Raw genomic sequence first — 17,617 nt, forward strand, 5'->3', positions numbered from 1 at the left:
GCCAAGGTAGCGCCGCCGCGGGGCGCGCGAAACCGGTTTTCGCCGCCGCTGTCGTCCCTGTCGGTTCCCTGTCGATCACGCTCCGGAGCTTCGGGTGAGGGTGCCGGGTGCCCTACTTTGGGTCGGGTCAGTTGAAATTTCACCTACCGGGGAGCTGAAACCGGATGTTCGGACGATTCAAGGACGTGGCCCTGCTGCTGGGGAGGATCGGCGTCGCGGTCGTCTTCCTCGCGCACGGGATCCAGAAGTGGAACAACGGCGTCGACGGCACCGCGAAGTTCTTCGCCATGACCGGAATCCCCATGCCGACAGTCGCTGCGATCTTCGCGATGACCGTCGAAATCCTCGGGTCGATCGCGTTCATCGCCGGGTTCCTGATGCCGCTGGTCGGCGTCGGCTACGTCGTGATCTCGGTCGGCGCGCTGCTCTCGGTGCACATCGACAACGGGCTCACCGGCCAGGGCGGTTACGAGCTGGTCCTGGTGCTCGCGCTCGCCGGGCTGGCGCTGGGCTTCAACGGCGGGCGGCTGTCCCTGGACCACCTGCTGTGGGGCCGCCGGCGCGCCCGCCGCGAAGCCGAGGTCGGCGAGCTGCAGAACGCCTAGGCCGGGAGGTCCGCCGTGGTGCGTTCGGCGGCGCGGCGGGCGTCCAGCTTGGCCTCGTCCGCGTTGCTCACGTGGACCAGGTGGGCGCCGGCGGCCAGAGGGACGAGCAGGCCGTCGAGAATGCCTTCCGGGCCGCTCCAGTCCCGAGTGGACAGCACGCGGTCGTCCGCGCTCAGGCCGAGTTTTCCGGCCCGGGCGCGGGCTTCCGCGAGCAATTCGTCCACAGTGGAGTCGAAGAGCGCCGCCGTGTCGCCGGGGACCGGGAAGAGCGGGCTGTACTGGTCGCCCGCCGCGCGGGACTCCGTCAGGTAGTCGAACGCGCCGCCACCCGGGGGCTCGTCGAGGCCGCGGCCCATCGGGTCGAGCGTCACGACGGCGGTCGCGGTGGCGCCGGTCGGCTCCGGGTCGTCCGGCCCGACGAACGCCACCCGCGCGCCCGCGCCTTCGGTCACCACGCGGGCGCCGCACCACCAGGCCCCGAGCAGCACGCCGACGGTCTGCCAGTGCGCCGGGAGCTGCACGGCCACGGCGTCGCCGGGCTCGATGTCGAACTCCTCGGTCAGCCAGTTGGCCGTTTTGGCCGCCCAGTTGGCGGTCGTCGCCACGGACAGCTCGACGCGGCTGCCCAGCTGGTCGTCGTAGTGGGTGATCAACGGTTTGGCGGGCGAGGCCAGCAGCGGGCGCAGCAGCTCGTCGGTCAGGCTCATGCGGACAAGGCTAAAGCGCGGACCACGCGCCTCGCCGGTTGACACCGCGAGTCCGGGCTGAGTAGCTTTGCTTTGAAAGCAAAGCTATCTTGGAAGCTGGGGGACAGCCATGACCATCCTCGTCACCGGCGCCCGCGGGCACGTCGGCCGCGCCGTACTGGAGGCGCTCGTCGCCGCAGGTCAGGACGTGCGCGCGTCGTCCCGCGACGCCACCACGCTCGACGTGCCCACCGCGAAGGTGAGCGCCGACCTGGAAGATCCCTCCACAGTGGACGCCGCGCTCGACGGCGTCGACTCGGTGTTCCTGTACACGCGGCCGTCGGGGATCGAAGGGTTCGTGAAGGCGGCCGAGGCGGCCGGCGTGCGGCACGTCGTGCTGCTGTCGTCGGCGGCCACGCTCGAGCCGCGGTCCGCGCAGAGCCGGATCGCGACGCTGCACCGCACGGTCGAGGAGGCGCTGGCCGCGGCGCCGTTCGCCTCGACGGTGCTCAACCCCGGCGCGTTCGCGACGAACGTCCTGGGCTGGCGCGCGGACATCGTGTCGGGCGTCGTCCGCATCGCGTACCCGGACTCGCGGATCGGGGCGATCCACGAGCGCGACATCGGCGACGTCGCCGCGCGGATCCTGGTCGACGGGTCGCACGCGGGGGAGGCGCTCGCCCTCACGGGCCCGGCGCCGATCTCCTTCCGGGAACAGGTGGACGTGCTCGCGGACGTCCTCGGCCGGCGGCTGCGGGTCGAGGAGGAGACGCCGGAGCGGTCGGCCGCGAAGATGGTCGCGCTGGGGTGGCCGCCCGAGGTGCCGCCGGAGGTCCTGCGCGCGTGGGAGCGCACGACGCGGGAGCCGTCGCTGGTCACGGACATCGTGCGCGAGGTGACGGGGAACCCGCCGCGGACCTTCCGGCAGTGGGCAGAGGACCACCGCGCCGACTTCGCCTGACCGAGCTTTCACCATGAAAGTGATCTGGAGGAGTCAACTCCGGATCACTTTCATAGTGAAAGTGACGCCTTCCGGGGTCAGTTGACGCAGGTGACTCCGGGGGAGGCTTGGTGCAGGGGTGCCGCGGCGGGGGCGGCGCCGCTGCCCGAGCCGCCGCCGGGGAGCCCGGCCGACGCCGAGCCGCCGCCCGTGGGGGCTCCTCCCGGGGCCTTCGCCGCCGCCGGGGCCGGGCGGCCTGCCAGGCCCGCCACGAATTCGCGGACCGCGTTCGGGTCGACTTCCACGATGCTCTGGCCGTCCGGGCTGCGGCCGTTCGCCGTGATCACCGGGATCGTCGCGAACGTCAGGTCGCCCGAGGCGATCCCCTTGGCCTGCTGTGCGAACTGCAGCAGGTCGAGTCCCGGGTCGAGGGTCAGGGACCGGTGGACCGCGTCCATCAGGTTGCCCATCGTGCCCGGGCTCGCCAGCGTGCCCGCCGACAGGACCTGGTGCAGCGCCGAGGACAGGAACGCCTGCTGCCGGACGATCCGGTCGAGGTCGCCGCGCGGGAGGTTCTTGCGCTGGCGGACGAACGACAGCGCCTCGCCGCCGGACACCGTCTGCTCGCCGCGGCGGAAGTCCGCGCCCGAGTCCTTGTCCTCCGTCGCGTGGTTCAGGCACACCTTGACGCCGCCGAGGGCCTCGGTGAGCAGGTAGAACCCCAGCAGGTTGACCTCGGCGTAGTGGTCGACGCGCACCTGCGTGAGGTCCTGCACCGCCTGCACCAGGATGCGGCGGCCCTCGGTGTCCGAGTCGCGTTCGATCTTCGCCTGGTCGCGCTCGCCCTGCGCGCGCAGACCCTGCGCGAAGTGCGCCTTCGCGATGCCGTACGCCGAGTTGATCTTCGCCTTGCCGCGGCCGGGGACGTCGGTCCACGTGTCGCGCGGGACCGAGACCGCCGACGGCTTCGCGCCGTTCTTCGGCACCCGCAACAGGATCATCGTGTCGGTGTTGACCGCGCCGTCGTTGGACTCGGTCCGCAGCTGCTTCAGCACACGCGCCGGGAGCGCGTTGCCCTGCGCGTCCGTGCGGGCGTCGCTGCCGACCAGGAGGATGTCGTCCGCGCCGTCGTCGGCCGGCGGTGGCGCGGGCTCGCCGGCCCGCGGGGTGAGCGCGTCGGTCGTCGGGACGTTCTGCTGCAGCTGGTCCTTGGTGACGTACGCGTAGCCGCTGGCGCCGAGCGCGAGCAGCGAGACCAGGCCGATCGCGACCCGGCGCGTCACCCGCCCGGCGCGCCTCGTGCGCGAAGGGGCTTCGACCACCGGGGGCTGTCTCGGGAAGGGCGACGGCTTCCAGTTGGGATCGTCGCGCTGCGTCACCGGCTCGGCGACCGGCTCCGGCCGTTCCTGGTCGTCTTCCACCCTGCGCTACCTCCCCCGAACACCCTGCGTACTCAGTCTAGTTGACGCAGGGAACGTCGCCCGCCGTGATCGTCGGCGCGGCGGGGGTGGAGCTCACGGGCGTCGAAGGCGGTGTCGAGGGCTTGGTCGCCGTCGGCGCGCCGCCCGGGCCGGCGGAGGCGCTGCGGAAGTCCTTGCCGAGGAGCACGCGCACGTGCCCGGCGGTGACGTCGCGGTCCGGCTCGGCCTGGACGCCGGTGCCGAGGGCCTGCTTGACCAGGTCCAACGCGGCGGTGTCGGCCGGGTTGTAGCGGACGACGGTGGTGTTGCGGGTGCTCAGCCGCTGGTCGGCGGCGAGGGTGAAGCCTTTGCCCTGCAGCATCGTGTGGGTCTGGCCGGCAACCGTGGTCGAGCCGGTGCCGTCGAACAGCTCCACCGTGACGGCCTTCGCGCCGGGCACCTGCGCCGGCGTCGGGGTGGCCGGGGTGTCACCGTCCGAAGTCAGCCGCGTCACCTCGGCCTGGACGGCGGCCTGGTCGACGCGCAGCACGTCGGCGCCGCCGATCACCGCGTTGCCCTGCGTGGGGATGGTGTGGAACTCGATGTTGCCGCCGGTCAGGCCGCGCATCTGCTCGGCGAACTCGGTCAGGTCCCAGCCCTGCGACAGCACGACCGACTTCTTCACCGCGCTCACCAGGTCGGCGATCTTCCCCGGGCTGGTCAGCACGTCGGACGAGATCACCTTGCGGGCGAGCCCGGAGAGGAACGCCTGCTGGCGTGCGATCCGGTCGAGGTCGTAGTTGGGCAGGTCGTACCGCTGCCGGACGAAGGCGAGTGCTTGCACGCCCTCGATCGTCTGACGGCCGCCCGGCAGGTCCACGCCGGACTTCGCTTCCTTGACCGGCCCCTTGAGGCAGACCTCGACGCCGCCGATCGACTTCGTGATCTCGTAGAAGCTCGCCAGGTTGACCTCGGCGTAGCGGTCGATCATGCCGGGCTTGCCGATGAACTTCTCGATCGTGGCGATCAGGTTCTTCCGCCCGGCGACCTTCGCCTGCGCGTCGGCCTGCTTGAGGTCGGTCATGCCCTGGCGCTGCAACGTTTTGTAAGTGTCCGTGTACGCGTAGACGAACGCGCTGTTGAGCTTGTGCTTGCCGTAGCCGCCGGCCAGCTCCACCCAGGAGTCGCGGGGGAAGGAGATCGCGATCGCGTGCTTCCCGTTCTGCGGGATGTGCACGAGGATCATCGTGTCGGTGTTCAGCTCTCCGTCGGAGACGCCGGCGTGCAGCATGTCCAGCACCTCGCGGGGCAGCGGGTTGCCCTGCGCGTCGGTGCGGCTGTCCTGGCCGACCAGGAGGATGTCGATCGCGCCGTCGAGCGGCTTCGCGTGCGCTTCGGTGTCGGCGAACACGTTCGTGGTGGTCAGGCCGGTGTTCGGGTCGCCGATGAAGTGCCAGGCGTACCAGGTCAGGGCCAGGACGGCGACCGACAGCAGGGACACGACGACCTTGCCGCCGCGGCGTGCGAAGACCGCGACACCGTGGTTGCGGCGCGCCGGGACGGGCGGCGCAGGCCATTCGGTCACGCGCTTCCTCCCCTGTGAAACCCCGTGCTTCCCCCAGGGCACCCCTGTGCCTCCAGCAAGACTCTACTGAGGGTCCTGTAGGACCTCCGTAGGCTGGGGGCCGGTTGCCCCGCGCGGGGGCCGAGGAAAGGCGGGAAGATGCGGGTCCTGGTCACCGGTGGTGCCGGCTTCATCGGGTCGCACTACGTCCGGCAGGTGCTGACCGGCGCCTACCCGGAACTGCGCGACGCCGAAGTGGTCGTGCTCGACAAACTCACCTATGCGGGCAACGAGGCCAACCTCGCCCCGGTCGCCGCCGATCCGCGGCTGCGGTTCGTCCGCGGTGACATCTGCGACACCTCCCTGGTCGCGGAGGTGGTTCAGGGCGTCGACCTGGTGGTGCACTTCGCCGCCGAGTCGCATGTGGACCGCTCGATCCTGGGCGCCGCCGACTTCGTGCTCTCGAACGTGCTCGGCACGCAGAACGTGCTGCAGGCCTCGCTGGAGGCCGGCGTCTCGAAGTTCGTGCACGTGTCCACCGACGAGGTCTACGGCTCGATCGAGTCCGGCTCGTGGGCCGAGGACCACATCCTGGAGCCGAACTCGCCGTACGCGGCGTCGAAGGCGTCGTCCGACCTGGTGGCGCGGTCGTTCTACCGCACCCACGGGCTGCCCGTGTGCGTCACACGGTGCTCCAACAACTACGGTCCGTACCAGTTCCCGGAGAAGGTCATCCCGCTGTTCATCACCAGCCTGCTCGACGGCGGCAAGGTGCCGCTCTACGGCGACGGGCTCAACGTCCGTGACTGGCTGCACGTGGACGACCACTGCCAGGGCATCCAGCTGGTCGCGCACCGCGGCCGGCCCGGCGAGATCTACAACATCGGCGGCGGCACCGAGCTCACCAACCGCGAGCTCACCGGGAAGCTGCTCGACGCGCTCGGCGCGAACTGGGACAGCGTCGAACCTGTGCAGGACCGCAAGGGTCACGACCGCCGGTACTCGGTGGACATCACGAAGATCGGCGCGGAGCTGGGGTACGCTCCGCGGGTGTCCTTCGAGGACGGTCTGGCCGCGACAGTGGCCTGGTACACGGACAATCGCGCGTGGTGGGAGCCCTTGGCGGAACGGGCCGCGCTCAAGGAGTAGAGGATGTGGCGGTGCGGCTGACGGTGCTCGTGCCCGGTGGTTCCGGACAGCTCGGGCGGGATCTCGCCGCCGCGGCCGGGGGTGACCTCGACGTCGTCGCGCCCGGTTCGGCGGAGCTGGACGTGACGCAGACGGGCCAGGTGCTGGCGGCGGTCGGCGCGCTGGCCGACCGGGCGCGGGAAGCGGGTTCGGCGCCGGTGGTCGTCAACGCGGCGGCCTACACGGCGGTCGACGCGGCGGAGCAGGACGAGGAACGGGCGTTCGCGGTCAACGCCGACGGCCCGCGGGTGCTCGCGGCGGCCTGCGCGGCCCGCCGGGTCCCGCTGATCCACGTGTCGACGGACTACGTCTTTTCGGGTGACGCGTCTTCTCCTTACGAGCCTTCCGACGAGCTCGGCCCGCGGAGCGCGTACGGCCGCACAAAAGCGGCGGGCGAGGACGCGGTGCTCGGCTCGGGCGCGTCGTCGTGGGTGGTGCGCACCGGCTGGCTGTACGGGCGGTCGGGGTCGAACTTCGTGAAGACGATGGCGAAGCTGGAGTCCGCACGCGACGAGCTGTCCGTTGTGGACGACCAGCTCGGCGGTCCCACGTGGACGGCCGACCTGGCGGCGGGGCTGCTGGAGCTGGCCGGTCGTGTGGCCGCGGGCGACGGTCCCGAGCGGCGCATCCTGCACTGCACGAACGCGGGTTCGGTGAGCTGGTACGGCTTCGCGCGGGCGATCTTCGCACGGCTGGGTGCGGACCCGTCGCGGGTGAAGCCGTGCACGACGGAGGAGTTCCCGCGGCCCGCGGAACGTCCGGCTTACTCGGTGCTGTCGCCGGCCTCGTGGAAAGAAGCCTGGCTGACGCCGATGCGGCCGTGGGAAGAGGCGTTGGACGCCTACTTCGCGGCCGAGTCAGTGCCGGCCTGAGGCCAGCCGGTAGGCGCCGACCGTCAGTTCGGCGCACGTGCGCCACGTGAAGTTCGCCGCCTGGGCTCGGCGGGCGGCCGACGTCGCCACCGCGTGCGGGTCGGTCACCGCCATGCGCAACGCCTCGGCCAGGCCGTCGACGTCGCCGTAGGGGACCAGGCTCGCGCAGTCACCCGAAACCTCGCGCAGGGCCGGGATGTCCGTGCAGACCACCGGGACGTCCGAAGCCATCGCCTCCAGCACCGGCAGCCCGAACCCCTCGTCACGCGAGGGCAGCACCAGCGCCGACGCGCCCGCGACCACCGTGCGCAGGTCCACATCGGACAGATAGCCGGTCCGGCTCAGCCGGGCGCCGCGGGGGAACGGGCCCGGGCCGGCGAACACCAGGTCCGGGAGGTCGGGCGCCGCGTCGTGGGCGCGGGTCAGCCAGTCCAGGCCCTTGCGCGGGCCGGCCGCGCCCGCGAACAGCAGGTACCGGGCGGGCAGGCCCAGCCGGGCGCGCCGCTCGTCGTCCGGGGGCCGCGCGGTGAACCACGCCGGGTTCACGCCCAGCGGCGTCACCACGATCTTGTCGCGTGAGACGTCGAGGCGCTCCGCCACCGAGTCGGCCACCGCGGCCGTCGGCGTGCAGATCACGTCCGCGCGGTGGGCGCCGCGGCGGACCAGCTCCGGCAGGCCGCGGTCGCTCGGCGCGAGCTCCTCGGGATTGTCCAAAAAGGCCAGATCGTGGATCGTCACGACGCCGGCGGCGCGGAACCGGCCGGGCAGCACGAAGTTCGTGCCGTGCACGACGTCGGCCGGGCCGGCGAACAGCTCCACCGGCGGGAAGTCCGAGCGCAGCCACGCCCGCCGCAGCAGCCGGGCGGCCACCGGGATCCCGCGGGCCCGCGCGCCGTACGGGAGCACGTGCCGCAGGCGCCGCCAGCCGCGCAGCGTGAACGCCACCGCGCGCGTGTCCACCTCGGGGATCGACACCAGCTCTTCGCTCAGCGCCGCCGTGTACCGGCCGATGCCGGTGCGCGCGCCGAGCAGCGGAGTGCCGTCCAGGAGGACCCGCAGCGACCTAGCCACGGCGGAGCCGTTGCTTCGCGACCTTGATCGCCCGGCCACCGACGCGCCGCGCCAGCTCACGCGGCCCGCCCGCGTTGAGGTACTCGCGGATCAGGTCGGCGTCGCGGCGCAGCATCGCCCGGCCGCGCACCGCCGGTGTGGTCGTCAGGTCGGCCGACCCGGGCAGCCGGTCGGCCGCCGGCCGCGGGTCGCGGCAGAACTCCACCAGCGGCTTCAGCGCTTCGGGCCACGCGAACCGCTGCGCGACGACGGCGATCCGCTCGACGCAGCCCGCGGCGAACTCCTCGTCGTACAAGGACTTCTCGAGCGCGTCCGCCAACGCGGAAGCGTCCTCCGCCGGGACGACCACCCCGAGCTTCTCCGCCCGCACCAGGTCGGCGAAGGCGTCCCCGTCGGTGGTGACGATCGGCAGCCCGGCCCACAGGTAGTCCAGCACCCGGGTGCGGAACGCGAACGTCGTCTCGACGTGCTCGTAGTGCGTGGTCACGCCGCAGTTCGCGTCCAGCAGCCAGTTCTGGCGCTCGTGGTAGGGCACCCACTGTTCGTTGAAGTAGACGTGCTTGCCCGTCAGGCCCAGCGAGTCGGCCAGCCGGATCGTCCGCGCGCCGATGTCCATCTCGGCGACCTCGGGGTTCGGGTGCTTCATCCCGAGGAACACCAGCCGGACGTCACCGCGGCGGCGGCGCAGCTCGTCGATCGCGCGCACGAGCGTCAGCGGGTCGAACCAGCTGTACACCCCGCCCGCCCAGAGCACGACGTGGTCGGTGCCGCCGATGCCGAGCGACGACCGCAGGCCCGGCCCGGTCCGCGTGGGCGCCTCCGGCGACAGTCCGAAGGGGACGACCGCGAGCAGCGACTGCGTGGTCGGGTCGGCGTCGTAGAGCCGCGGCGAGAGCCGGCCCATCGCGGCCAGGTGCCCGAGCCAGAAGTGCCGCTGCCGTTCGGACGCGCAGAGGAAGAAGTCCCCGCGTTCGAGCTGCGCGTCGAGCACCTTCGTGACGCCGGCGAGGTCGGCCGCGCGCTTGTCGTCGGCGACGCCCTTGCCCTGCTCCAGCAGCTCGAGGTGCATCGGGTCGTAGAGGTCGGCGACGACGATCTTGCCGCTGTGCTCCTTCTTCAGCGACGGCGCCAGCTCGAGGACGTGACCCTGCAGCACGACGATGTCGGCCCAGGCGACCGGCGCCTCCAGCTCGCGGTGCTTGCCCGCGCTGACGCGGAACGGCGCGGGCGGCGGTGTCGCGAGGGGGTTGGTCGTGACGAGGTGGACGTCGTGCTCGGCGGACAGCGCCAGCGCGATGTTCCAGGCGCGGATCGCCGGGCCGGCCATCCGCTCGGTGAGCGCGTCGCCGGTGATCACCAGGATCCGGCGACGCTGCCCGAACGCCTTTTCGATGCCGAACGCCTCGACGAGGATGTCGTGCGCGGCGAGGTAGCGCGGCAGCGGGTAGGCGGGCTCCAACGCCTTGCGCAGCAAGGGAAGCAGGTCGGCGTCGGTGCGGACGCGGGCGGCCTGCTCGACCGCGCGGGAGGCCGCGAGAGACGGCAGCTGCTCGACGAACTGGTCGATGGCGAGCAGCCCGGCCAGCGTGGTCCGCGGGATCGCGACGTCGCCGGACTCGATCGGGCCGACGCCCTGTTCGAGGTCCAGCTGGGTCGCGTCCAGCTCACCGCGGGCGGTGGCCCGGCGGACGGCCAGGGCGAGCGCGGCCGGCAGCGCGCGGGCGAGCGTCTCGTCGGAGAGGTTCTTGTAGAGCGCGGCCAGGGCGTTGCGCTCCAGCAGGAACGTCTCGCGGCCGGTCTCCGGCGCGTCGACCGAGGACATCGTGCCGTGGTGGCGGTGGTAGGTGAGCGACTCCGGCACGTACCGGACGCGCCAGCCGCGCAGGGTGAGCCGCCAGCCGAGGTCGACGTCCTCGTAGAACATGAAGAACCGCTCGTCGAAGCCGCCGAGCTCGGCGAACACCGAAGCCCGCACGAACATCGCCGAGCCGGTGCCGAACAGGACGTCCTTAGCGACCTCGTGCTCGGCGGCCGGGACGTCGGCCAGCGGGCTGCCCGCGTGGCGCTTGTAACCCATGCCGAACCAGGTCAGGCCGCCGTCGACGAAGTCGGTGCCGGTGCCGTCCCAGTCGAGGACCTTGCTGGCCACGGCGGCGACGCGGGGCTGCGCGCGCAGCTCGGCGACCGCGGCGGAGACCCAGCCGGGCGCCGGGCGGGCGTCGTTGTTGAGGAAGCCGAGGACGGTGCCCTTCGCGTGGCTCGCGCCGAGGTTGCAGCCACCGGCGAACCCGGTGTTGCGGCCGGCCTCGATCACGCGGGCCTGCGGGACGGCCTCGCGGATGCGCGCGGCTTCGTCTCCGGAAGAGTTGTCGACGCAGATCAGCTCGAGCTCGGCGTAGTCGTGCTCGGCGAGCGCGCGCAGGCAGGTGATCGTGTCTTCGGCCCCGTGGTAGTTCACCACGATCACCGAGACGAGCGGTTGCGGTTCCCCCTGCGCCAAAGCCAGCTCCTCGTCGTCGGGTCGTCCGCAAAGCTTAAAGGCCTGCCCATGCCTCCCAGACCGCGCCTCGGCCCAGCGCCGCCCGGCGGCCGATCTCGCGCCGCGCCCGCAACGCCGCAGGTGTCCGCGCGACGACCTCGGCGAGCACCCGGCAACGCAGGCCGAACCGGAAGTTCGCCGCGGCCGGACGACCCGGGCGCAGCGGCAGCACCACCGTCAACACGGCGAACCTGACCAGCTGGTTCACCGCGACTTCGCGGGGCGCGCAGCGCAGCAGCATGAGCAGCCGGTTGCGCTCGTTCCAGCGGTGGAACTCCGGCGAGCCGGGCTTGCTGCTGGCGCCGTGGGCGTGCCGGACGCGGGCGTCCGGGGCCGCGACGACGTCCCACCCGGCCAGCCGCAGCCGCCACGCGGTGTCGGTGTCCTCGTAGTAGCAGAAGAACCCGGCGGGGACGCCGCCGACGTCGCGCAGGGCGTCGGCGCGCAGCAGGGCGGCGCCGCCGCAGAAGGCGAACACCTCGTCCGTGGGCTCGGTGAGGTCGGCGCCGTGGCCGTCGGCGGTCAGCCGGACCCCGGCGGACTGCGTGCTGCCGTCGGGCCGCACGAGCAACGCCGTCGCCGCGGCGGCCAAGGGGGCCTTGTCCAGGGTGTCTTCCAGCGTGGCGAGCCACTCCGGCTCGGGCTCGGCGTCGTCGTTCAGCCACGCCAGCAACGGCGTCCCGACGCTCTTCGCGGCGACGGCGAGCGCGCCCGCGTAGCCGGCGTTGCGGGGGAGCCGCAGCACCTCCGGGTGCGAAGGATGGGCCGCGAGCAGGGCGGCGGTGCCGTCGTCGGAGGCGTTGTCCACCACGATCGTCCGATGTGGACGCGTCTGCGCGGCGAGCGCGTCGAGGCAGGCGGTGACGTGCCCGGCGCCCCGCCAGGTCACGACTACCACCGTGGTGGCGGGATTCGCGGTCACGTCCCGCACAATAGCCGCGTGCCCGAACTGGTCGTGCTCGCCGAGCAGCTCCTCGCGCCCGTGCCCGGTGGCACCGGGCGCTACACGGCCGAGCTGCTGCCCGCGCTCGCGAAGACCGCGCCGCCGGGCTGGACCGTGTCCAGCGCCGTCGCGCGGCACGCCGACGTGGCCGCGGCCCGGCTCGACGGCGTCGACGGCCCGCGGGTGCTGCGGTACCCGCCGCGGGTGCTGGTCAGCGCTTGGCAGCTGGGGATCCCCTGGTGGCCGGGCGGCGACGCGGTGCACGCGCCGACGCCGTTCGCGCCGCCGCGGGCGCCGGCCGGGCGCACGCTGAGCGTGACCGTGCACGACACCGTGCCGTGGACCCACCCCGAGACGCTCACCGCGCGCGGGGTCAGCTGGCACCGGTCGATGATCGCGCGCGCCGCGCGCCGCGCGTCCGGGCTGGTGGTGCCGACGCGGGCGGTCGCGGACGAGCTGGCGGTGCTGGTCGACGTCGACGTCCCGGTGCGCGTGGTGCCGCACGGCGTGCGGGTGCCGTCGGGCTCGGCTGAGCTGGACCTGCCTTCGGAGTACGTGCTCGCGGTCGGCACGATCGAGCCGCGCAAGGGGATCGACGTGCTGGTGGACGCGGTCGCGGCGCTCGACGGCGTGGCACTGGTGGTCGCCGGGCAGCCGGGCTGGGGCGGCGTCGACCCGGCCGCGCTGGCTCTTGACCGCGGCCTTCCCCCGGAGCGGCTGCGGGTGCTGGGGAAGGTGACGGACGCCGAGCTGGCGACCGCGCTGCGGGGGGCGAGCGTGCTGGCCGTGCCGAGCCTCGCCGAGGGCTTCGGGATGGGCCTGCTCGAGGCGATGGCGGCCGGCGTCCCGGTGGTGCACACCGACGTCCCGGCGCTGGTCGAGGTGGCCGGCGGCGCCGGGATCACGGTGCCCCGCGGCGACGCGGTGGCCCTGGCCGCGGGGTTGCGGGAGGTGCTGGAGTCACCGACGGTGGCGGCCAAGCTCACCCGTTCGGGGCGCGACCGCGCGAAGGCGTTCACCTGGCGTCGCGCGGCGGAAGCCGTCTGGGCGATCCACCGGCGGGCGCCTCACTGACCGGTTTGCCAGTTCCCCACCATGACACCGGGTCACCGCCGTACCCTGCAGGGGTGAGCGATGATCCCCGGGTCCTGATCGACGCGACCGCGGTGCCCGCGGACCGCGGCGGGGTCGGCCGGTACGTGGACTCGCTCGTCGCCGCGCTCGACGCGGACGGGGCGCGCATCACCGTCGTCTGCCAGCCCCGGGACCTGCCGCTTTACGATCGGCTGGCGCCGCGCTCGCGCGTCGTGCCGGCGTCGCCGACGACGACCACCCGCACCGCGCGGCTGACCTGGGAACAGGCGACCCTGCCGCGGCTGGTGCGCCGCCTGGGCGCCGACGTCGTCCACTCGCCGCACTACACGATGCCGCTGACGACGTCGGCCGCGTCGGTGGTCACGCTGCACGACGCGACGTTCTTCACCGACGCCGTGCTGCACTCGTCGGTCAAAGCCCGCTTCTTCCGCGCGTGGACGGCGACGGCCCTGCGCCGCGCGACGCTGTGCGTGGTGCCGTCGGCGGCGACCGCGGCGGAGCTGGCCCGCGTCGGCCCGGTCCGGCACGCTTCCCTGGAAGTGATTCACCACGGCGTCGACAGCGAGCGGTTCCACCCGCCGTCACCCTCGGAAGTCGCGGCGGCCCGGGCGGCCGTCGGACTGGGCCGGACGCCGTACGTGGCGTTCCTCGGCGCGCTCGAGCCGCGCAAGAACGTCCCGGCGCTGATCCGCGGTTTCGCCCGCGCGGTCACCGGCCGCCGTGACGCGCCGGCGTTGGTGCTGGCCGGCCAGCCGGGCTGGGACACGCAGGTGGAGCGGGCCCTGGACGCGGTCCCGCACCGGCTGCGCGTGATCCGCGCGGGTTACCTGCCGTTCGGGACGCTCGCGGGGTTCCTCGGCGGCGCAGAACTGGTGGCGTACCCGTCCCTGGGCGAGGGTTTCGGCCTTCCGGTCCTGGAGGCGATGGCGTGCGGAGCGTGCGTCCTGACCACGCGACGGCTGTCACTGCCGGAGGTGGGCGGCGACGCGGTGGCGTACTGCGGAGTGGGCGCGGGCGACGTCGCGGCGGCGATCAGTGAGCTCCTGGCCGACCCGGGCCGCCGGGCAGAGCTGGCCACGGCGGCCCAGCAGCGCGCGAAGGAGTTCTCGTGGGCGACGACCGCGGAACGGCACCGGGAGGCGTACGCCAAAGCTTGGTCGCGCCACCTCCGAACCCGCTGATCTTCCTACTTCTTCCAGCGTGCTCTCGGGCCGGGGCGGCGGGACCGCGCAGCGTCACGAGGGGACAATGGCCCGATGACCGATCACTCCCGTTACGGCGACGAACTCGGCGTCGTGACCGTCACCTACTTCTCCGGCGAGACCCTCGAGCGGTTCCTCGACACGCTCGAGAAGGCCACCGAGCGTGATGTCCAGGTCGTCGTCGCGGACACCGTGTCCACCGATGGCGCTCCCGAGAAGGCCGCGAAGCGCGAGAACGTGCACCTGCTGAACATCGGCGAGAACGTCGGTTACGGGACCGGCTGCAACCGGGGCGTCGCCGAGCTGGACGACCGGTACGGCTGGATCGTCATCTCGAACCCGGACCTGGAGTGGGAGCCGGGGACGATCGACACGCTGCTCGACGCCGCGAAGCGGTGGCCGCGCGGGGGCGCCTTCGGGCCGCTGATCCACGACCTCGACGGCACCGTCTACCCGTCGGCGCGGCTGGTGCCGTCCTTCGGGCGGGGCATCGGGCACGCCGCCCTCGGCAAGATCTGGCCCGCCAACCCCTGGACCAAGCAGTACCGGCAGGAGACCGGCACGCCCACCGAGCGCGTCGCCGGCTGGCTGTCCGGCTCGTGCCTGCTCATGCGCCGCGAGGCGTTCGACTCCGTCGGCGGCTTCGACTCGCGCTACTTCATGTACTTCGAGGACGTCGACCTCGGTGACCGGCTGGCGAAGGCGGGCTGGCTGAACGTCTACACGCCCTCGGCCGGGGTCATGCACGTCGGCGGGCACTCGACGTCGCAGGCGTCGAAGAAGATGCTCGCGGTCCACCACGAGAGCGCTTACCGCTTCCTCGCCGACCGCCACCAGGGCCTCCTGTGGAAGCCGCTGCTGGCCGCGACGAAGCTCGGCCTCGCCCTGCGGCTGAAGCTGGAGACCCGGAAGGGCTAGATCCCGTCGAGCCGGCGGGAGAAGTCGGACTTGCCGTTGGTCTGCGTCACCGTCGGCACCAGGCCGGTTTCGTCCGGGTCCGGCTCCTTCAGCGGGCTCGTGATCGGCTCGGCCTGGGGCCGGCGGGCCAGCGGAGCCTTGACCGGCTTCGGCGCCGCGGTCGGCATCGGCGTGGTCGGCGTCGGCGTGCTCAACGGCGTCGTGTGCTGACGGCGGCCGCCCTGGGCCTCCAGCCGGCGGGTCGGCGACGAGCCGGCCAGCGGGTGGTCGTTCTCCTCGATCAACGACGCCGGCAGCTGCGTGGTCGTGTCCGGGTCCTGGCTCCGGTCGAGACCGTCGATGGCGGCCCGCGGTATCTGCTGCGTGTTCGAGGCGTCCATCGGCGAGATGGCACTGTCCGGCGTCACCACGAACACACCACGCGCTTGGGCTCGTGCGAGCAGGGCGTCCGCCCGATCGCGGGGGTCCATCCCCTCGGCCTCCCGACTGACCCGGGGGCCCTCTGGGGAGGGGCCCGCCTGTTTCCTGTCTAGGGTAGGCCCTCCGGGCGACCTCCGTCAGGGTTTCCCGCGGCTTGTCGCTCAGCGGTGCGTGATACAGGAGGAGATTTCCGTGACGTCCGAGGTCGAGATCGACGCCGTCGTGCTGGTCGGGGGCAAGGGCACGCGACTGCGGCCACTGACCCTTTCGGCGCCGAAACCGATGCTCCCGACAGCCGGGACGCCCTACCTCAGCCACCTGTTCTCGCGCATCCGCGAGGCCGGGATCCGGCACGTCGTGCTGGGCACGAGCTATCGTGCGGAGGTGTTCGAGGAGTACTTCGGCGACGGCAAGTCGATCGGTCTGGACCTCGAGTACGTCGTCGAGGAAGAGCCGCTCGACACGGCCGGCGCCATCAGGAACGTCTACGACAAGCTGCGCGCCGACCACGTGATCGTCTTCAACGGCGACATCATCTCCGGCGCGGACCTCGGCGCGCAGCTGCAGGTGCACCGCGAGTCCGAAGCCGACGTCACCCTGCACCTGCAGCGCGTCCCGGACCCGAGCCGGTTCGGGTCGGTGCCGACCGACGAGACCGGGCGGGTGCAGGCGTTCCTGGAGAAGACGCCGAACCCGCCGACCGACCAGATCAACGCCGGCTGTTACGTCTTCCGCCGTCCGGTGATCGAGGCGATCCCGGCCGGGCGTCGGGTGTCGGTCGAGCGCGAGACGTTCCCGCGGCTGCTCGAGCAGGGCGCGCACATCCAGGGGTTCGTCGACGCCTCGTACTGGCTCGACGTCGGCACGCCCGAAGCGTTCGTGCAGGGCTCCGCCGACCTGGTGCGAGGCGTGGCGCCGACGTCGGCGCTGCCCGGCCGGCCCGGCGACTTCCTGGTGCTCGACGGCGCTTCCGTCGCCGAAGACGCCCAGCTGAGCGGGGGTTCGACCATCGGCGTCGCCGCCGTCGTCGGCTCGGGCGCGAAGGTCGACGGCTCGGTGCTGTTCGACGGCGCGGCCGTGTCCGAAGGCGCGGTGGTCGAGCGTTCGGTGCTCGGGCACGGCGCGCGCGTCGGCGCCGGCGCGGTGCTGCGCGGGGTCGTGCTCGGCGACGGCGTGTCCGTCGGGGCCGGCTGCGAGCTGCTCGACGGCGCCCGCGTCTGGCCCGACACCGTGCTGCCCGACGGTTCCGTGCGCTTCTCGAGCGACGCGTAGCCGATGTTCTGGCGTCCCGCGTTCGAGGTCGACCTGGGCCGGGTCCTGGGTCCGCTGAAGCGCGGCCGCGGGTCGCTCAACATCCTCACCGACGAACGCGGGATCACCTGGCTCGCGTCGAACACCCCGGACGGCCCGGGCACCCTGGCGCTGCGCAAGCTCACCGACGGCCGGATCGAGGCGGCCGCCTGGGGCGACGGCGCGGACCGGCTGCTCACCGGCGTCCCGAGGCTGCTCGGCGCGGACGACGACGACTCGGAGTTCGTCGCGCACCACGACGTCGTCGCGCGGGCCCGGCGGGAGAACCCCGGCCTGCGGCTCGGCGCGACCGGCGTCGTGTGGGACTGGCTGGTGCTCGCCGTGCTGGAGCAGAAGGTGACCGGCAAGGAGGCGATCCGGTCGTGGGCCGAGCTGTGCCGCCGCTTCGGCGCGCCGGCGCCCGGGCCGGGGCCGGACCGCCTGCGCGTGCCGCCGACGCCGGTGGCGCTGCGGTCACTGCCGGACTGGCACTGGCACCGCGCGGGCGTCGACATCAAGCGGCGGACGGCGTTGCTCAACGCGGCCCGCGTCGCCCACCACCTGGAGCGCGCGGTCGAGCTGCGGGGCATCGAGGGACGGCACCTGCTGCGGCACGTGCCGGGCATCGGCGTGTGGACGGCCGCGGAGGTCGCCCAGCGGGCCTGGGGCGATCCGGACGCCGTGAGCTTCGGGGACTACAACATCCCGTCGATGGTCGGGAACGCCGTGCTGGGCACGAAGGTCGACGACGCGGGGATGGCGGAGGTGCTGGCGCCGTACGCGCCTCAGCGGCAGCGGGCGGTGCGGTACCTGGAGGCGGCGGGGCACCGGCGGCCGCGGTTCGGGCCGCGGATCGAGCTGCGCGAGTACCGGGCGATGTGAGG

The 17,617-nt window shown here is 72.9% G+C and carries 16 protein-coding genes; 9 read left to right on the forward strand and 7 right to left on the reverse strand.

What is annotated here, in order from left to right; genetic code table 11:
• The first annotated feature begins 164 nt into the window (after positions 1-164).
• Complete coding sequence (locus ACZ61C_RS21390; protein ID WP_465309231.1) at positions 165-605, forward strand: DoxX family protein; 441 nt, start codon at positions 165-167, stop codon at positions 603-605.
• Here the strand turns inward: ACZ61C_RS21390 and ACZ61C_RS21395 are convergent.
• Positions 602-1,312 carry a TIGR03089 family protein gene (locus ACZ61C_RS21395; RefSeq protein WP_465309233.1) on the reverse strand — a complete coding sequence of 237 codons (711 nt, stop codon included), beginning with the start codon at positions 1,310-1,312 and terminating at the stop codon, positions 602-604. The two genes, ACZ61C_RS21390 and ACZ61C_RS21395, sit on opposite strands and share 4 nt — an antisense overlap.
• A 109-nt stretch (positions 1,313-1,421) precedes the next feature.
• On the opposite strand from ACZ61C_RS21395, the gene ACZ61C_RS21400 reads away from it, so the two are divergent.
• Entirely contained in the window at positions 1,422-2,252 is an 831-nt protein-coding gene (locus ACZ61C_RS21400; protein WP_465309235.1) for an NAD(P)H-binding protein, read from the forward strand.
• 77 nt (positions 2,253-2,329) lie between these two features.
• On the opposite strand, the gene ACZ61C_RS21405 is transcribed toward ACZ61C_RS21400, so the two are convergent.
• Positions 2,330-3,652, reverse strand: a complete 1,323-nt coding sequence (locus ACZ61C_RS21405; RefSeq protein WP_465309237.1) for an LCP family protein — start codon at positions 3,650-3,652, stop codon at positions 2,330-2,332.
• 37 nt (positions 3,653-3,689) lie between these two features.
• Positions 3,690-5,216: an LCP family protein gene (locus tag ACZ61C_RS21410; protein WP_465309239.1), complete on the reverse strand. Its 1,527-nt coding sequence runs from the start codon at positions 5,214-5,216 to the stop codon at positions 3,690-3,692.
• A gap of 138 nt (positions 5,217-5,354) precedes the next feature.
• On the opposite strand from ACZ61C_RS21410, the gene rfbB reads away from it, so the two are divergent.
• Together rfbB and rfbD are read left to right on the forward strand one after the other, a co-directional pair.
• Positions 5,355-6,344, forward strand: a complete 990-nt coding sequence (rfbB, locus tag ACZ61C_RS21415; RefSeq protein ID WP_465309241.1) for a dTDP-glucose 4,6-dehydratase — start codon at positions 5,355-5,357, stop codon at positions 6,342-6,344.
• Positions 6,345-6,349: 5 nt separating this feature from the next.
• Positions 6,350-7,255 carry a dTDP-4-dehydrorhamnose reductase gene (rfbD, locus tag ACZ61C_RS21420; protein ID WP_465309243.1) on the forward strand — a complete coding sequence of 302 codons (906 nt, stop codon included), beginning with the start codon at positions 6,350-6,352 and terminating at the stop codon, positions 7,253-7,255.
• Here the strand turns inward: rfbD and ACZ61C_RS21425 are convergent.
• Genes ACZ61C_RS21425 through ACZ61C_RS21435 form a run of 3 tightly spaced genes read right to left on the reverse strand, consistent with a single transcriptional unit; the run spans position 7,241 to position 11,796 of the window.
• On the reverse strand, positions 7,241-8,326 hold the full coding sequence (locus tag ACZ61C_RS21425) for a glycosyltransferase family 4 protein (protein ID WP_465309245.1): 1,086 nt from the start codon (positions 8,324-8,326) through the stop codon (positions 7,241-7,243). The two genes, rfbD and ACZ61C_RS21425, sit on opposite strands and share 15 nt — an antisense overlap.
• Positions 8,319-10,826: a glycosyltransferase gene (locus ACZ61C_RS21430; protein ID WP_465309247.1), complete on the reverse strand. Its 2,508-nt coding sequence runs from the start codon at positions 10,824-10,826 to the stop codon at positions 8,319-8,321. The genes ACZ61C_RS21425 and ACZ61C_RS21430 overlap by 8 nt, the downstream gene beginning before the upstream one ends.
• Before the next feature lie 34 nt (positions 10,827-10,860).
• Positions 10,861-11,796, reverse strand: coding sequence for a glycosyltransferase family 2 protein (locus ACZ61C_RS21435; RefSeq protein ID WP_465309249.1), 936 nt, complete (start codon positions 11,794-11,796; stop codon positions 10,861-10,863).
• Positions 11,797-11,805: 9 nt separating this feature from the next.
• Between ACZ61C_RS21435 and ACZ61C_RS21440 the strand changes: the two genes are divergently transcribed.
• The 3 genes from ACZ61C_RS21440 (at position 11,806) to ACZ61C_RS21450 (ending at position 15,023) form a co-directional block, all read left to right on the forward strand.
• Positions 11,806-12,882 (forward strand): glycosyltransferase family 4 protein, encoded by a 1,077-nt coding sequence (locus ACZ61C_RS21440; protein WP_465309251.1) that lies wholly within the window; start codon positions 11,806-11,808, stop codon positions 12,880-12,882.
• A 53-nt stretch (positions 12,883-12,935) separates the two neighbouring features.
• Positions 12,936-14,084 carry a glycosyltransferase family 4 protein gene (locus ACZ61C_RS21445; RefSeq protein ID WP_465309253.1) on the forward strand — a complete coding sequence of 383 codons (1,149 nt, stop codon included), beginning with the start codon at positions 12,936-12,938 and terminating at the stop codon, positions 14,082-14,084.
• Positions 14,085-14,159: 75 nt separating this feature from the next.
• Positions 14,160-15,023 carry a glycosyltransferase family 2 protein gene (locus ACZ61C_RS21450; protein WP_465309255.1) on the forward strand — a complete coding sequence of 288 codons (864 nt, stop codon included), beginning with the start codon at positions 14,160-14,162 and terminating at the stop codon, positions 15,021-15,023.
• Here the strand turns inward: ACZ61C_RS21450 and ACZ61C_RS21455 are convergent.
• Positions 15,020-15,493, reverse strand: coding sequence for a hypothetical protein (locus tag ACZ61C_RS21455; RefSeq protein WP_465309257.1), 474 nt, complete (start codon positions 15,491-15,493; stop codon positions 15,020-15,022). The two genes, ACZ61C_RS21450 and ACZ61C_RS21455, sit on opposite strands and share 4 nt — an antisense overlap.
• Before the next feature lie 142 nt (positions 15,494-15,635).
• On the opposite strand from ACZ61C_RS21455, the gene manB reads away from it, so the two are divergent.
• Entirely contained in the window at positions 15,636-16,715 is a 1,080-nt protein-coding gene (gene manB / locus ACZ61C_RS21460; RefSeq protein ID WP_465309259.1) for a mannose-1-phosphate guanylyltransferase, read from the forward strand.
• 3 nt (positions 16,716-16,718) lie between these two features.
• Positions 16,719-17,615 carry a DNA-3-methyladenine glycosylase family protein gene (locus ACZ61C_RS21465; protein WP_465309261.1) on the forward strand — a complete coding sequence of 299 codons (897 nt, stop codon included), beginning with the start codon at positions 16,719-16,721 and terminating at the stop codon, positions 17,613-17,615.
• Positions 17,616-17,617: the final 2 nt, after the last annotated feature.

It is taken from the genome of Amycolatopsis sp. NPDC104587 (assembly GCF_055583645.1).